Origin of the sequence: Plastoroseomonas hellenica, from assembly GCF_018129085.1 — a bacterium.
GTDB classification, from domain to species: domain Bacteria; phylum Pseudomonadota; class Alphaproteobacteria; order Acetobacterales; family Acetobacteraceae; genus Plastoroseomonas; species Plastoroseomonas hellenica.
Window position 1 is genome coordinate 70,493 of sequence record NZ_JAAGBB010000025.1, and the last position, 14,534, is coordinate 85,026.

At 72.8% G+C, this 14,534-nt stretch carries 12 protein-coding genes; 9 read left to right on the plus strand and 3 right to left on the minus strand.

What is annotated here, in order from left to right:
- Positions 1-2: 2 nt before the first annotated feature.
- Complete coding sequence (locus GXW71_RS20180) at positions 3-731, minus strand: GntR family transcriptional regulator (protein ID WP_211854429.1); 729 nt, start codon at positions 729-731, stop codon at positions 3-5.
- 56 nt (positions 732-787) lie between these two features.
- On the opposite strand from GXW71_RS20180, the gene GXW71_RS20185 reads away from it, so the two are divergent.
- From GXW71_RS20185 to GXW71_RS20225, 9 genes are all read left to right on the plus strand, one after another.
- Positions 788-2,011 carry an aminotransferase class V-fold PLP-dependent enzyme gene (locus GXW71_RS20185; protein ID WP_211854430.1) on the plus strand — a complete coding sequence of 408 codons (1,224 nt, stop codon included), beginning with the start codon at positions 788-790 and terminating at the stop codon, positions 2,009-2,011.
- A 24-nt stretch (positions 2,012-2,035) separates the two neighbouring features.
- Positions 2,036-3,022 (plus strand): Bug family tripartite tricarboxylate transporter substrate binding protein, encoded by a 987-nt coding sequence (locus tag GXW71_RS20190; RefSeq protein ID WP_211854431.1) that lies wholly within the window; start codon positions 2,036-2,038, stop codon positions 3,020-3,022.
- Between the two features lie 181 nt (positions 3,023-3,203).
- Complete coding sequence (locus GXW71_RS20195; protein ID WP_246526735.1) at positions 3,204-4,574, plus strand: xanthine dehydrogenase small subunit; 1,371 nt, start codon at positions 3,204-3,206, stop codon at positions 4,572-4,574.
- Positions 4,574-6,880: a xanthine dehydrogenase molybdopterin binding subunit gene (xdhB, locus tag GXW71_RS20200; protein WP_211854432.1), complete on the plus strand. Its 2,307-nt coding sequence runs from the start codon at positions 4,574-4,576 to the stop codon at positions 6,878-6,880. Before GXW71_RS20195 ends, xdhB begins: the two co-directional genes overlap by 1 nt.
- Positions 6,877-8,289 carry a SidA/IucD/PvdA family monooxygenase gene (locus GXW71_RS20205; RefSeq protein WP_246526736.1) on the plus strand — a complete coding sequence of 471 codons (1,413 nt, stop codon included), beginning with the start codon at positions 6,877-6,879 and terminating at the stop codon, positions 8,287-8,289. The genes xdhB and GXW71_RS20205 overlap by 4 nt, the downstream gene beginning before the upstream one ends.
- 72 nt (positions 8,290-8,361) lie before the next feature.
- Entirely contained in the window at positions 8,362-9,045 is a 684-nt protein-coding gene (locus tag GXW71_RS20210; RefSeq protein WP_211854433.1) for a winged helix-turn-helix domain-containing protein, read from the plus strand.
- The gene (locus GXW71_RS20215; protein ID WP_211854434.1) at positions 9,045-10,373 is read left to right on the plus strand and encodes a sensor histidine kinase; all 1,329 of its coding nucleotides are present in this window, start codon (positions 9,045-9,047) and stop codon (positions 10,371-10,373) included. The genes GXW71_RS20210 and GXW71_RS20215 overlap by 1 nt, the downstream gene beginning before the upstream one ends.
- Positions 10,374-10,492: 119 nt before the next feature.
- Positions 10,493-12,025, plus strand: coding sequence for a Do family serine endopeptidase (locus GXW71_RS20220; protein ID WP_211854435.1), 1,533 nt, complete (start codon positions 10,493-10,495; stop codon positions 12,023-12,025).
- Positions 12,026-12,184: 159 nt separating this feature from the next.
- Complete coding sequence (locus tag GXW71_RS20225; RefSeq protein ID WP_211854436.1) at positions 12,185-12,688, plus strand: DUF3592 domain-containing protein; 504 nt, start codon at positions 12,185-12,187, stop codon at positions 12,686-12,688.
- On the opposite strand, the gene GXW71_RS20230 is transcribed toward GXW71_RS20225, so the two are convergent.
- Together GXW71_RS20230 and GXW71_RS20235 are read right to left on the minus strand one after the other, a co-directional pair.
- Positions 12,648-13,247 carry a cytochrome b gene (locus GXW71_RS20230; protein ID WP_211854437.1) on the minus strand — a complete coding sequence of 200 codons (600 nt, stop codon included), beginning with the start codon at positions 13,245-13,247 and terminating at the stop codon, positions 12,648-12,650. The two genes, GXW71_RS20225 and GXW71_RS20230, sit on opposite strands and share 41 nt — an antisense overlap.
- Positions 13,244-14,347 (minus strand): catalase family peroxidase, encoded by a 1,104-nt coding sequence (locus GXW71_RS20235; RefSeq protein WP_211854439.1) that lies wholly within the window; start codon positions 14,345-14,347, stop codon positions 13,244-13,246. The genes GXW71_RS20230 and GXW71_RS20235 overlap by 4 nt, the downstream gene beginning before the upstream one ends.
- Positions 14,348-14,534 lie beyond the last annotated feature (187 nt).

A 14,534-nucleotide genomic window follows, 5' to 3' on the forward strand; every position in this document is an offset into this window, starting at 1 on the left:
CCTTAGGCGACGTCGCCGAGGGCGCCGCCAGCGTCCAGCACCACGCCCATGTCCCGGGCGGTGGCGAGCAGGTGCCCGCGCATCAGCGCCCCGGCGCGCGCGCCGTCGCCTTCGGCCAGGGCGCGATGCAGCGCGACATGGTCGTCCAGCACACGGGCGAGGCCGGCGCGGTATTCCTCATAGCGCACCTCGGCCGCGAGGGCCTGGGCGAGAAGCTGCCGGCGCGCCATGCGCGCCAGCCGACGGGTCTGCTCCAGCAGGCGGCGCAGATGCGGGCTGCGGGCGGCGTCGAGGATGGCATCGTGGAAGCTACCGTTCAGTGCCTGCAAGGTCACCATGTCGTCGCCCTGCATCGCCGCCCGCGCCGCGGCGATATTGGCGGCGAGGGTCGTGGCCAGCGCCGCCCCGCCGCGCTGCGCGGCTTCCTCGGCCGCCAGCGCCTCCAGCGCGGCGCGGCAGCGATAGAGCTCCGCGATCTCGGAGGCCGCGAAGCGATGCACCTGGTAGCCACCGGCGCCGAGCGGATCGAGCACGCCGTCATGCGCGAGCTTGCGGAAGGCCTCCCGCACCGGCGTGCGGCTGACGCCGAGGCGCGCGGCCCAGTCGGTGTCCTTGAGCCGGGTGCCGGCCGGCAGGTCCCCGCCCTCCAGCCGCTGCCAGAGCAGGTCATAGGTCCGGGCATGCAGGGGCTCGGCGCGATCGAAGGCGTCTTCCGGGAGGTCGGCGGTCATTGACGGGCCTTCTTTGAATCCTGGATACTGAATTCAGACAGGGACGATGCTCGACAATGGCACCCGCTGACAACCCCTTCCCCGCGACCGGAACCCCGCTCGACGCCGCGATCCGCGCGGCCTTCCCGGATCTGGCGGGCATGACCTACCTCGACGTCTCGGCCCGCGGGCCGCTGTCGGCCGCATCCCGCCGCGCAGCCGAGGCCATACTGCTGGCCCAGGCGACCGGGACCGTCTCCAAGCCGGCCTGGTTCGCCATGGCGGACCGGGTGAAGGCGAAGGCGGCGGCGCTGCTCTCCGTCGATCCCGGCGACCTCGCCTTCACCAAGAACGCGTCGGAGGGGCTGAACGCGGTCGGCGCGGCGCTGCGGCTGCAGCAGGGCGACCGCATCGTCATCAGCCCCGACATCGAGCATCCGAACAACGTCTTCCCCTGGCTGTGGCAGGCCGAAACCGCCGGCGCCGAGCTCGTCTCCGCCAAGCCGGCACAGGGCGAGGGCATCGAGGACGCGATCATCGCGACGCTCGACGGCCGCACCCGACTGGTGGCGATCACCACGGTCGACTTCGCGACCGGCCGCCGCACCGACCTGCGACGGCTCGGCGAGGCCTGCCGGGCGCGGGACGTCTTCCTGCTGGTCGATGCCGCGCAATCCTCCGGCGTGCTGGCGGAGGATCTGTCCTCCCTGCCGGTCGATGGCTGGGCGACCGCGGTGCAGAAAGGGCTGCTCGGGCTCTATGGCCTCGGTCTGCTCTATGTCCGGCGCGCCTGGATGGACCGGCTGCGCCCCGCCTACCTCGCCCGCTTCTCCGTCGAGCTGGAGGCGGGGCATGAGGCGGCCGGCCCGGAGGCCGGATGGCGCCTGCATCCGGGCGCCACCCGCTTCGAGCTCGGCAACCACAATTTCGTGGCGCTCGCCGCGCTGGAAGCCTCGCTGGACCTACTCGCCTCGATCGGGCGTGAGGAGGTGGAGCGCCGCGCGACCGGGGCCACAGCCGCGCTGCGCGCCGGGATCGAGGCGCTGGGCCTGCCGACCCTGGCGCTGCCGCCCGGCCACCACAGCCATGTCGTCGCGGTCGGCGAGGCGCTCGGCGCCGGGCACGACAGCACCGAGGTCGCCTGGCTGCAATCGCTCAGCACCTATCTGCGCGAACGCCAAGTGGCGCATTCCGTCCGCCGCGGGGTGCTGCGGCTATCGACGCATGTGCATGTGCTGCCCGAGGTGGTCGAGCGCACGCTCGGGCATGTCGAGCAGTGGCATCGAAGCTGCATGCGCTGAGGCGCAGCCTCAGGAGATCGCGCCATGCCCCGCATCCTTCCCCGCCGCCTGGTTCTTTCCGGCCTGATCGGCGGCGCGACTGCGGGATCGGCGCTGGCGCAAGGCTTTCCCACCCGTCCCGTCACCATCAACGTGCCCTTCGCGCCGGGCGGGTCGAGTGATGTCGTCGGGCGGATCATCGCCCGCGGCCTGCAGGCGCAGCTTGGCCAGCCGGTGATCGTGGAGAATGCCGCCGGCGCCGGCGGCACCATCGGCACCCAGCGCGTCGCCCGCGCCGCACCCGATGGCTACACCCTGACCCTCGGCCACAGCGGCACCCTGGCTGCGAACGTGCCGCTCTATCCCAATCTCGGCTACGACCCGCGCCGCGACTTCGCGCCGGTCGGCCTCGTGGTGCGCAATCCGGTGGTGCTGGCGGTCAGCCTGCGCAGCGGCGTGCAGGATCTGCGCGGCTTCAGCGACTTCGTCCGCGCGAAGAATGGCGACGCCACCTTCGGGACGGCCGGATCCGGCTCGCAGACCCACCTCGCCTCGGCGCTGCTGCTGCACCTGGCCGATCTGCGCGGCACCATCGTCGCCTATCGCGGCTCCGGCCCGGCCATTTCGGATCTCGTCGCGGGCACGCTCGATGCCGTGGTGGAGCAGACGCTGACGCTGATCCCCGCGCATCGCAGCGGGCTGGTGCGCGCCCTTGCGGTCACCACCCGGCATCGGCTGGAGCAGATCCCCGACGTCCCGACCTTCACCGAACTTGGCATGCCGCAATTCGATGCCAGCAACTGGCAGGCGCTCGCCGCGCCGCGCGGCACGCCGGCGCCGGTGCTGGCGCGCCTCGCCGCCGCGCTCAGCGCCGCGCAGGACGATCCCGAGGTGCGGCAACGCTACCAGGAGCTGGCGGCCGAGGTGCCGCCGCCCGCCGACCGCGGCCCGGCCTTCCTGGCCCGGCATATCGAGGCCGAGGTGACGCGCTGGACCGAGACCGTGCAGGCCGCCGGCATCAGGCTGGACTGATCCGGCCCCGCTGCCCCGCTCGCGTCGTGGTTCACGTCTTGGTTCGCATCTTGCATGGCCGAGTCCGGTGTGGCGGTGACATGCTGCCCGACGCGGCGCCGGCCCCGTGCCGCGGATAAGGTCAGGGATCTCCCGAAGCCGACAGGACATGCCACCTATGTCAGCCATGGCTGCGCCAGCGATGATCGCGTTCCGGCTGAACGGCGAGCCGCGCCTGCTGCCGCCGGAGACATCGCCCATCACCACGCTGCTGGACTGGCTGCGCGGCCCCGCCGGGCTGACCGGCACCAAGGAAGGCTGCGCGGAAGGCGATTGCGGTGCCTGCACCGTGGCGCTGGAGCTCCCGGATGGCGGCCGGGTGCCGGTGAATGCCTGCCTCCTAACCCTCGGCCAGTTGCATGGCCGTGCGCTGCGCACGGTCGAAGGGTTGCGCGGTCCCGACGGTGCCCCGCACCCCGTGCAGGCGACGCTCGCGGCGTGCCATGGCACGCAATGCGGCTTCTGCACACCGGGCATCGTCATGACCGCCTGGACGCATGCGACGGAAGGCGGCGATCCGCATGACGCGCTCGCGGGCAATCTCTGCCGCTGCACCGGCTACCGGCCGATCCTGGACGCCTTCGCCAGGCTGGCGCCGGAGGTCGCGGTGGCCGCGCCCCTGCCGTCCCTGCCCGCCGCGCCGGTGCTGCGCGGCGCCGGGCAGGTCTTCCACCGCCCCGCCTCGCTCGACGCGCTGATCGCGCTGCGGGTGGCGCATCCGGAGGCCTGGCTGCTGGCCGGCGGCACCGATCTCGGGCTGCGCATCTCGGACCACCGGGAACAGCCGGCGCTGGTGATCTGCATGCTCAATGTGCCGGAACTCGCCATCGCCGCGGTGACGCCGGCGGGCCTCAGGATCGGCGCGGCGCTGCCCTACCGCGATCTGCTCGCCCTCTGCGTGGCGGAGCCCGGCTTCGCGCCGCTGGCCGGCCTGCTTAGCCGGCTGGGCTCGCGCCAGATCCGCGGCATGGGGACGCTGGGCGGCAATCTCGGCACCGCCTCGCCGATCGGGGATGCGCTGCCGCCGCTGCTGGCGCTCGGCGCCTCGCTGCGTCTCGCCGGACCCGAGGGCGAACGCGAGATGGCGGTCGAGGATTTCCTCATTGGCTATCGTGCAACCGCGCTCCGCCCCGACGAGGTGATCCGCGACATCTGGATCCCGCGCCCGGCCGAGGGGAGCCTCTTCGCCTGCGAGAAGCTGTCGCGCCGCCATGACCAGGACATCACGGCGGTCGGGCTGAGCGTCGCGCTCACCGTCGCGGAGGGATGCATCGCCAGCGTCCGGGTGGCGCATGGCGGGCTCGGTCCCCAGGCGGCGCGGGCACCGGGCGCGGAAGCGGCGCTGGCCGGCGCGCCCTTCGCGGCCGCTGCCTTCGCCGCGGCGGCCGCAGCGCTCTCCGCCGAAGTCACGCCGCTCGATGATCTCCGCGCCAGCGCCGCCTATCGCCGGCAGGCGGCCGGGAACCTGCTGCGCCGGCTCTGGTGGCGCTGGTCCGGCGCGGAGGCGGCGTGATGCCGGCACCCTACAGCCTCGCCCGCGTCGCCGGGGCCGCACTGCCGCATGACAGCGCGCTAGCCCATTGCACCGGCGAGGCGCGCTTCATCGACGACATCGCGGAGCCGCCGGGCACGCTGCATGCGGCGCTGGTGCTGTCGGACGTGGCGCATGCGCGGCTGCTCGGCCTCGACATGGCGGCGGCGCGCGGCATGGCCGGCGTGGTCGCGGTGCTGGGTCCGGGCGACCTGCCCGGGGAGAACAACGTCTCGCCCGGTCACAAGCCCGGCGAGCCGCTCTTCGCCGAGACCGAGATCCTGCATTGGGGCCAGGCGCTGGCGCTGGTGGTCGCGACCACCCGCGACGCAGCCCTCGCCGCGGCCCAGGCGGTCCAGGCCAGGATCGAGCCCCTGGAGCCGGTGCTGTCGATCGAGACGGCGCTCGCCAAGGGCGACCTGCTGATGCCGCCCATGGTGCTGCGCGAGGGCGATGTGGACGCGGCGCTCGCCGCCGCGCCGCATCGGCTGCAGGGCGCCTTCCGCTGCGGCGGGCAAGAGCATTTCTACCTGGAAGGGCAGATCTGCCTGGCGGTGCCGGGCGAGGATGGCGACCTTCTCCTGCACTCCTCGACCCAGCACCCGACCGAGGTGCAGCACATCGCCGCCCGCGTGCTGGGCTGCGACTGCAACCGCATCACCGTGCAGGTGCGGCGCATGGGCGGCGCCTTCGGCGGCAAGGAGAGCAATGCCTCCTGGGTCGCCGCGGCGGCGGCGCTCGCCGCACGCCACACCGGACGGCCGGTGAAGCTGCGCCTGTCGCGCCGGGTGGACATGGCGGTGACCGGCAAGCGCCACCCCTTCCTGTTCCGCTGGCAGGCAGGCTTCGATGCCACGGGCCGCATCCTGGCGCTGGATGCGCTGCTGGCCGCCGATGGCGGCCATGTGCTGGACCTCTCGCCCGGCGTCATCTTCCGCGCCGTCACCCATGCGCTGAACGCGCTCGCGGTGCCGGCGGTCCGGATCGACGGCCGCGTCGTCCGCACCAACACCGTGGGCAATACCGCCTTCCGCGGCTTCGGCGGGCCGCAGGGCGTGCTGCTGAGCGAGGCGGTGGTGCGCCAGGTCGCCCACGCGCTCGGCATGACGCCGGAGGCGGTGCGGGCGCGGAACTTCGCCGGCGGCGGTAATGGCGACACGACGCCCTATGGCCAGGCGCTCGACGGTGCGCTGATCCGGCGCGTCTGGCGCGAGGCGGAGGCGCTCTCCGGCTGGGCAGAGCGCCGCGCGGCGGTGGACCGCTTCAACGCAGCGCATCCCTGGAAGCGGCGCGGGCTCGGCTCCTTCGTGCTGGCCTTCGGCATCTCCTTCGGTGTGCAGAGCATGAACCAGGCCGGCGCGCTGGTGCATGTCTATGCCGATGGATCGATCCGGCTGAACCATGGCGGCACGGAAATGGGCCAGGGGCTTTTCGTGAAGGTGGCGCAGGTGGTGGCGGAGGTCTTCGGCGTGCCGCTCGCGCGCGTGCGCATCACCGCCACCAGCACGGCGGAGGTGCCCAACACCTCCGCCACCGCCGCCAGCACCGGCAGCGACCTGAACGGCTGGGCCGCGCATCACGCCGCGGCCGCAATCCGTGACCGTATGGCGCAAGCGGCTGCCACGCATTGGGGCGTCGATGCGTCGGAAGTCGCGTTCGCGGAGGGCGAAGCCCGCGCCGGCAATCACCGGCTGGAGTTCGGGGAGCTGGCGGCGCTCTGCCACCGGCAGCGCGTGTCGCTCTCGGCGACCGGCTTCTACCGGACGCCCGGGCTGCACTGGGACCCGGTGGCGCTGCGCGGCGAGCCCTTCTTCTACTTCTCCTACGGTGCCTCGGTCGCGGAGGTGGAGGTCGATACCCTGACCGGCGAGCATTGCTGCACCGGCGCCTGGCTGGTGCAGGATTGTGGCCACAGCCTCAATCCCGCCGTCGATCTCGGCCAGATCGAGGGCGCCTTCGTGCAGGGCATGGGCTGGCTGACCTGCGAGGAGCTGTGGTGGGACACGGCGGGGCGGCTTCGCACGCTCGGCCCCTCCACCTACAAGATCCCGGGCTCGCGCGACGTGCCGGAGGTCTTCGAGGTCCGCTTGCTGGCCGATGCCCCGGCGCGCGCCGAGACCATCTTCCGCTCCAAGGCGGTGGGGGAGCCGCCGCTGATGCTGGCGACCGCGGTCTGGAACGCGCTGGCGGATGCGGTGGGCACGGTGACGCTCGACATGCCGGTGACGCCGGAGCGGCTGCTGCTGGCATGGGGCGAGCGTGACGGGATCGGGGAGCAGCGGGTTTGAGTGCATTGGCGGGACTGGAGGCCGAGGCCCGGCGGCAGCTCGAGCTGCTCGAATACCCACGGCAGCCCTGGTTGCCCTCGCGCGCGGATGACGCGCTCGATGTCGCCATCGTCGGCGCCGGCCAGACCGGCCTCGCCACCGCTTTCGGGCTGCGGCGGGAGCGGGTGAAAAGCGTCGCGATCTTCGACCGCGCCGCGCCGGGCGGCACCGGCGTCTGGACGACCTTCGCCCGGATGCGGACGCTCCGCACGCCGAAGCATGTCAGCGGCCCCGATCTCGGCGTACCCGCCTTGACGCCGCGCGCCTACTTCGAAGCGCGCGACGGGGCGGAGGCCTGGGAAGCGCTGCACAAGATCGGCCGCGAAGACTGGCAGCGCTACCTCGACTGGTATGCCGGCACCCTGGCGCTGCCGGTCCGCCACGAGCACCTGCTGGATAGCATCGGGCATGACGCAGCCTCGGACCTGCTGCTGCTGCGTTTCACGACGCCGCAGGGCCAGCAGACCATCCGGGCGCGCAAGCTGGTGCTGGCGACCGGGATGGACGGCACCGGCGCCTGGTCCATCCCCGCCCCCTTCGACGCATTGCCGGCAGCCCGCGTCTCCCACACCTCCGGCCCCGTCGATTTCGCGGCGCTCAACAGGCAGCGCGTCATCGTGGTGGGCGCCGGGGCGAGTGCCTTCGACAACCTGGCGACCGCGCTGGAAGCCGGCGCCGCCTCCGCCACCATGCTGGTACGCCGCCGCCGGATGCCGCGGGTCAATCCCTTCCGCTGGATGGAGCAGTCGGGCTTCCTCGGCCAATTCCACGCCCTGCCCGATGCGCTGAAGTGGCGGATGATGCGGCACATCTTCGACCTCAATCAGCCGCCGCCGCAGGAAAGCTGGGACCGGGTCGCTGATGATCCGCGCTTCGCCCTGCACATGGGCAGCCCGGTGGCGTCAGCGCGGATGGAGGGCGGCGAGGTGGTGCTGGAGACGCCGCAGGGCGCGCATCGCGCGGACCACGTCATCATCGGCACCGGCACCGCCTTCGACCTGGCGCTGCGGCCGGAGCTTGCGGCGATCGCGCCCCATATCCTGCTCTGGCGCGACGCCTTCACGCCGCCGGAGGGCGAGGCGCATCCGATCCTCGGCGCCTGCCCCTATCTCGATGCCGGCTTCACCTTCCGGGAGAGGGCGCCGGGCGCGGCGCCTTTCCTGCGCCACATCCATTTCATGGGTTATGGCGCCACGCCATCGATGGGCCTCTCCGGCGCCTCGATCAGCGGCATGAAATACGGCGTGCCGCGCCTGGTGGACGGGATCTGCCGCGCCCTCTGGCTCGATGATGCGGACCGGCACGTCGAATCCCTGCTGGCCTACGACACCCCCGAACTGACCCGGGAGATCCCGCAGGAGCTGCCATAGGCCGGTGGGATTGGCGTCCAGGCCGGGGAGCAGGCAGACTCTCCCCGAGATGGCATCCAGGGATCCGATCGCGTGCGGCTGCTGATCATCGAGGACGATGCCGCGACCGCCGACTACCTCGCCAAGGGCTTTTCCGAGGAAGGGCTGGTGGTCGACGTCGCGCGCAACGGCAAAGACGGGCTGTTCCTCGCCCTCAACGAGCCCTTCGACGTCATCGTCACCGACCGCATGCTGCCGGGGCCGGACGGGCTCGCCATCCTGCGCGCGCTCCGCGCCTCCGGTATCGCGACGCCGGTGCTGATGCTGACCGCACTCGGTGAGGTCGACCGCAAGGTGGAAGGGCTGGAAGCCGGTGCGGACGACTACCTCGCGAAACCCTTCGCCTTCGCCGAGCTGCGCGCCCGCGTCCGGGCGCTCGCGCGCCGCCCGGCCGCGCAGGCCGAGCCGACCGAGCTCGCGGTCGGCGACCTGCGCATGGACCTGCTGCGCCGGGTGGTGACGCGCGGCGCGCGCGAGGTCGAGCTGCTGCCGACCGAGTTCCGGCTGCTCGAATACATGCTGCGCCATCCGGGCCAGGTGCTGACCCGCACCATGCTGCTGGAGAAGGTCTGGGACTTTTCCTTCGATCCCACCACCAATGTCGTCGACGTGCATGTCAGCCGCCTGCGCCGCAAGCTCGAAGCCGGGGGCGAGGCGCCGATGATCCGCACCGTGCGCGGGGCAGGCTACATGCTCTCCGCACCCGCACCCGCCTGATGAACCCGCTGCGCAGCTTCGCGCCGCGCATGGCGCTCGCCATCGCGGCGGTGGTGCTGGTCACCTCGATCCTCGGCGCCGGCTGGGGCTGGCTCAGGGCGCGGGATGCGCTGCGCCAGCAGCTCGATCTCGTGCTCGCCGCCGAGGCGGAAGGGCTGCTCCGCGACTACGAGACGTATGGCTTGCGCGGCCTCGCCGAAGCCGCGGAGATCTATGCGCGCCGGCGCGGGCCGCTGCATGTGCTGCTGCAGACGCTGGACGGGCGCGCCGTCGCCGGCAGCCTGCCATCGCCCCCGGGCGCGCTGCGTGGCTACACGACGCTGCCGGCGACGGAGGCGGCCGCACCGCTCAGGGCGCTCGGCGCCATCCTGCCGGGGGGCGTCAACCTGATCGTCGCCTCCGACCTCACCTCCGTCGACCGCGCCGCCTATGCGCTCGCCTGGGCGCCGCCGATCGCGGGTGGGCTCGCGGCGCTGCTGGCGCTCGGCCTCGGCTTCCTGCTGGCCCGCGGGCTGGAGCGTCGGCTGGCGGGCGTCAGCACCGCAGCCCAGGCGGTGATGGCGGGCGACCTGACGCGGCGCCTGCCGGAGAGCGGCCGCGGCGACGAGTTCGACCGGCTCGCCGCCACCATCAACGCCATGCTGGCGCGCATCGAGACGCTGGTCGCCGAGGTGCGCCAGGTCACCGACGATATCGCGCATGACCTGCGCTCGCCGCTGTCCCGGCTGCGGCAGCGTCTGGAAGCGGCGCTCGCCCGGGCGCGCGAGCCGGAGGCCGATGCCGCGGCGCTGGAGGAGACGCTCGCCGAGCTCGACCAGGTCCTGGCGACCTTCGCGGCGCTGCTGCGCATTGCGCGCGCCGAGGCCGGCACCGGCCGGGAAGGTTTCTCGACGATCGACCTCTCGACGCTGGTCGCCGAGGTGGCGGACGTCTATGCGCCGGCCGCCGAGGAGGCCGGGCGCCCGATCGCGACCGAGATCGCGCCGGGCCAGCAGGTGACGGGCAGCGCGCCGCTGCTGCGCCAGGCACTGGCCAACCTGCTGGACAATGCGCTGAGCCACGGGGCCGGGCCGATCCGGGTCGCCCTGCGGCCGGGCGGCATCCTGGAGGTCAGTGACCAGGGCCCCGGCATCCCGCCCGAGGAGCGGGAGAAGGTCATGCGCCGCTTCTACCGCCTGGACCGCAGCCGGGGCACACCCGGCACCGGGCTCGGCCTCTCCCTCGCCGCCGCGGTCGCCCGGCTGCATGGCGGCAGGCTGGTGCTGCGGGACGGGCCGGACGGGCGCGGCCTGGCGGCGGTGCTGGAGCTGCCATACGCGGCTGCATGAGGACGGCGGTCGGATTCTGAAAATTCCATCATGTTCCCGTCGGCGAACCTCCACCGGTGCCGTCCGACATTCGGGGCCTAGGCGGGGCTCCTTCCGCCGCGGCAACAGGAATCAGGTCCATGATGCTTTCGCCCAAACATCGTCGCGGCGCGGCCCTTGGTGCCATGCTGCTGGTCGGCACCGCGCTGTCCGGCTTCGCCGGCTGGCTGGCGGTGCCCGCCTTCGCGCAAGGCCAGCCGCAGGCTCAGGCCGCCGCCCCGGCCGTGACGGCCCCGGCGCTGCCGCTGCCGGGCTTCGCCGACCTCGTCGCGCGGGTGCAGCCCGCTGTCGTCACCATCACCGCGACTGAGCGCGTGCAGGCCGACCGCGTCGCCTCCCCCTTCCCGGAAGGCTCCCAGCAGGACCGGATGTTCCGCCGCTATTTCGGCGAGCAGGGCGGCGAACGGGCGCCGGCGCGGCAGATGCAGGCGCTCGGCTCCGGCTTCATCATCGATGCCGAGGGCCACATCGTCACCAACAACCACGTGGTGGATGGCGCGACCCAGGTGAAGGTCACCCTTGATGACGGGCGCGAGCTGCAGGCCCGCGTCATCGGGCGCGACCAGCGTACCGACCTCGCGCTTCTGAAGGTGGAGGCCGGCGCGCCGCTGCCCTTCCTGAACCTCGGCAATTCCGACCAGGCGCGGCCCGGCGACTGGGTGGTCGCGGTCGGCAACCCCTTCGGGCTCGGCGGCACGGTGACGGCCGGCATCGTCTCGGCGCGCGGGCGCGACATCCATAGCGGGCCCTATGACGACTTCCTGCAGATCGACGCGCCGATCAACCGCGGCAATTCCGGTGGCCCGCTCTTCGGCCTCGACGGCTCCGTCATCGGCGTGAACACCGCGATCTTCAGCCCCTCGGGCGGGTCGATCGGCATCGGCTTCGCGATCCCGTCCAACCTGGTGCGCAACGTCGTCGCGCAGCTCCAGCAGAATGGCCGGGTCGAGCGTGGCTTCCTCGGCGCCAGCACCCAGCCGGTCGACGCCGCGATGGCGCGCGCCCTGCGCCTGGCGCGGCCGGAAGGCGCCCTGGTCGCCCAGGTGGAGCCCGACAGCCCCGCCTCCCGCGCCGGCCTCAGGCCCGGCGACGTGGTGACCGCGATCGGCGAGACGCCGGTGCGGAGCCCGCGCGACCTGGCGCGCGCGGTCGGTGACCTCAGGACCGGCACGGAGACGACGCTGACCACGCGCCGCGACGGGCAGGAGACGCGGCTGCAGGTGCGGCTGGCCGCCCTGCAGGAGCGGCAGACCGCCCAGGCCGAGGAAGGCGGCGGCAAGGGCCAGGATCGTGGCCGCCTCGGCTTCGTGCTGGGCACGGTCCAGGAAGCGCTGCAAGCGGACGTCCCGCTGCCGCGCGGCACCCAGGGTGCGGTCGTCGCCGATGTGCGCCCGAACAGCCCGGCGGCGGAGGCAGGGCTGCGCCCGGCCGACATCATCACCGCGGTCGGCGGCCAGGAGGTGCGCAGCCCTGAACAGGCCGCCACCGCCATCCGACAGGCTCTGCAGACCAATGGCGGCGCCGTGGCGCTGCGGCTGCTGCGGAACGGCGAACAGGCCTTCGTCGCGGTGCAGGCCCCCGCCGACGCGCCCCGCGGCGGCGGCCAGGGCTGACGCCACAGGATCGATACAGGCGGCGGCGGGGAGGGCCTCGGCCTCTCCGCCGCTGGCGCGGACAAGAAAACGGCCATGTCGCCCATCGGGGACATGGCCGTTTTCATGTCCATGCTCCGTCCGCGCGGTGATACTGGGCGTACCAGGTTCCGAGGGCCGATGATGAGCGCATCCACGCCGCCGACCGTGCCACGGCGCCTGCCAAAGCGGCGCTACCACATGATCCTGCACGTGATCCTGCTGGTGATCGCGCTGGTCGCGGCCGGCAGCGCGCTGGGCATGATCCTGGAGCATCGCCGCATCGCCGCGGTGGCGGTCCCCGCCGAAGGGCGCATGACCGGCGCCTATCGCCAGGTGCGGACTACCGGCCGTGGGGCTTCGACGAGCTACTACCCGAATGTCAGCTTCCGGACCGCGGATGGGCGCGTCATCGTGGGACCGACCGTCGATGCCCTGTCCCTGCCGGAGATCCAGGCCGGACGCGTCGTACAGCTCCGCTACGATCCCGCCGATCCCTGGACCATCCGGCTGGCCGAGGCGCTGGCCGAGGGGCTCGGCATCGCGCCCTGGCTCCTCGGGGGCGCGGGCCTGCTGCTCGCGATCCCCGCGGTCTGGGGCCTGGTCACCGGGCGCGCGCTTGGCGTGAGGTCCCGACAGGCGTGATCGGTGCGGGCACCACCTGGCGCTGCGGCCAGGGCGCCATGCTGGCGAAGACGCCGTCGCGGCGGATCAGCGCGTGGACCAGTGCGGCGCCGAGATGCGCGAGGAAGGTCGCGAAGAGCAGATAGGCCAGCACGACATGCGCCCCGTGCAGCAGGGCGTAGAGCGGCGCGTCATGCGGCGCGATCGGCGGCAGGTGGATCGGCCCGTAGAGCACGATCGGATAGCCGCCGGCCGACAGCATCGCCCAGCCGAGCAGCGGCATCACGGCCATCAGCACATAGAGCAGGATATGCGATCCCTTCGCCGCCAGCTTCTGCCAGCCCGGCATGTCCGCCGGCAGCGCCGGCGCCGGCTGCCGCAGCCGGTTGCCGAGGCGCAGCAGCACCAGCAGCAGGATCGCGATGCCGAGTGGCTTGTGGATGCCGACCAGCCACTCGTAGCGGCCGGAGACCGTCGTCACCATGCCGACGCCGATGAACAGCATGGCGAGCACCATCGCCGCCATCAGCCAATGCAGGACGCGCGCGAGCGCACCGAAGCCTTCGGTGGATCGGCTCATGGCTGGTCTCCCGCATGCGGCATCGGCGTGGCGCCCACTTCGGCTGCGCGGCGATCGAAGGAATTGGCATAGGCCGCGGAGCGCGCGAGCAGGATCGGATCCGCCGAGGGCTCGATACCGGTCGGCAGCACCAGCGGATCGAAGTTGAGGTCGCGGCAGGGGCCGCCATCCTCGCTCTCCGCCTGCTGCACGACGAGGGTGCCGACCTCGATCTGCTGGCGATCGGCAGGCCAGGCGCGGGTCGGGTCATCCACGGGGTCGCCGGCTGCCGCCAGCGTCACCACCAGGCGCCAGCTCAGCGGCCCCTCGGCCAGGCGCCGTTCGAGATCCTGCGCCAGGAAATCGGGCCCGAGCCGCGCGAGTTCCTCGGGCGTCGATGGCGTCGCCGGCACCGTCGGCAGCAGCGACCAGCGCACGGCATGCCGCACGCCCTGCAAGTCCACGAAGCGGAAGGCATTCAGGCTGTTGTAGGTCTGGTCGGCGAAGCTCGCGGTCCAGGGCGCGCTCCGCGCCCATTGCGCGAAAGCCGCCGTTTCGGGATGCGCGGCGGCGAAGCGTTGCAGGGCCGCGGGGTCCGGCCTGCCGGTCGCGGGATCGATGCGCGTCGCCACGGCCTGCTCGTAGAAGGCTTGCGGGGTCGCGACCGCGAAGACCGGGGAGCTGTTCATGCCGCTTCGCCATTCCTGCCCGTCCGGCGTCGCGATGCGGATCGCAAGGCTGCGCACCCGGTTGACCGCATCGGGCGAACGCGGATCGCCGGTCGCGGTCGCGAAGCGGCCGATCACCGGATAGGGGCCGGCGACGAAGACGCGCGCCGTGGAGAGATGGGCGCCCTGGCCATTCGCTTCGAAGGCGCCGGTGAAGCAGATGCCCTTGGCATGGTTGCGGCGATAACCGGTGGGATCGCCGCCGCGCTGGCTCAGCGCATCGACGATGCGCGCCGGCGTCAGGCGATCCGGGCTCAGCCAGCCCCCGGCATAGGCGAAGCCGCCGGCGGTGCCGGCGAGGACGACGCTGATGACGCCGAACCGTGCCAGCAGGCCGAGCGTCTGCCGCAACGGACGCCTCGGCGTCCCGGGCGGCTGGTAGGGGTCAGGCATGGGCGCTCCCGAGCGGCTGCTCTTCCGGATACGCCAGGGGCAGCCGGCGGGTTACGCCCGGCCGCGCGATGGGCGCGTCCGGCATCTGGGCGATCGCGCCGCAGGCGGTAGAGCGGCGCATCATCCCTGTGCGCCATCTCACGCAGCGGCCATGCGCCGGTCACCGAGTTGACGGCGCCGTCAGCGC

Bases quoted from the DNA above. Each gene is read 5' to 3' on its own strand.
- GXW71_RS20215 (WP_211854434.1), top strand. From the start codon at position 9,045: ATGAACCCGCTGCGCAGCTTCGCGCCGCGCATGGCGCTCGCCATCGCG.
- xdhB (WP_211854432.1), top strand. From the start codon at position 4,574: ATGCCGGCACCCTACAGCCTCGCCCGCGTCGCCGGGGCCGCACTGCCG.
- GXW71_RS20185 (WP_211854430.1), top strand. From the start codon at position 788: ATGGCACCCGCTGACAACCCCTTCCCCGCGACCGGAACCCCGCTCGAC.
- GXW71_RS20230 (WP_211854437.1), bottom strand. From the start codon at position 13,247: ATGAGCCGATCCACCGAAGGCTTCGGTGCGCTCGCGCGCGTCCTGCAT.
- GXW71_RS20235 (WP_211854439.1), bottom strand. From the start codon at position 14,347: ATGCCTGACCCCTACCAGCCGCCCGGGACGCCGAGGCGTCCGTTGCGG.
- GXW71_RS20220 (WP_211854435.1), top strand. From the start codon at position 10,493: ATGATGCTTTCGCCCAAACATCGTCGCGGCGCGGCCCTTGGTGCCATG.
- GXW71_RS20190 (WP_211854431.1), top strand. From the start codon at position 2,036: ATGCCCCGCATCCTTCCCCGCCGCCTGGTTCTTTCCGGCCTGATCGGC.
- GXW71_RS20180 (WP_211854429.1), bottom strand. From the start codon at position 731: ATGACCGCCGACCTCCCGGAAGACGCCTTCGATCGCGCCGAGCCCCTG.
- GXW71_RS20195 (WP_246526735.1), top strand. From the start codon at position 3,204: ATGATCGCGTTCCGGCTGAACGGCGAGCCGCGCCTGCTGCCGCCGGAG.
- GXW71_RS20225 (WP_211854436.1), top strand. From the start codon at position 12,185: ATGATGAGCGCATCCACGCCGCCGACCGTGCCACGGCGCCTGCCAAAG.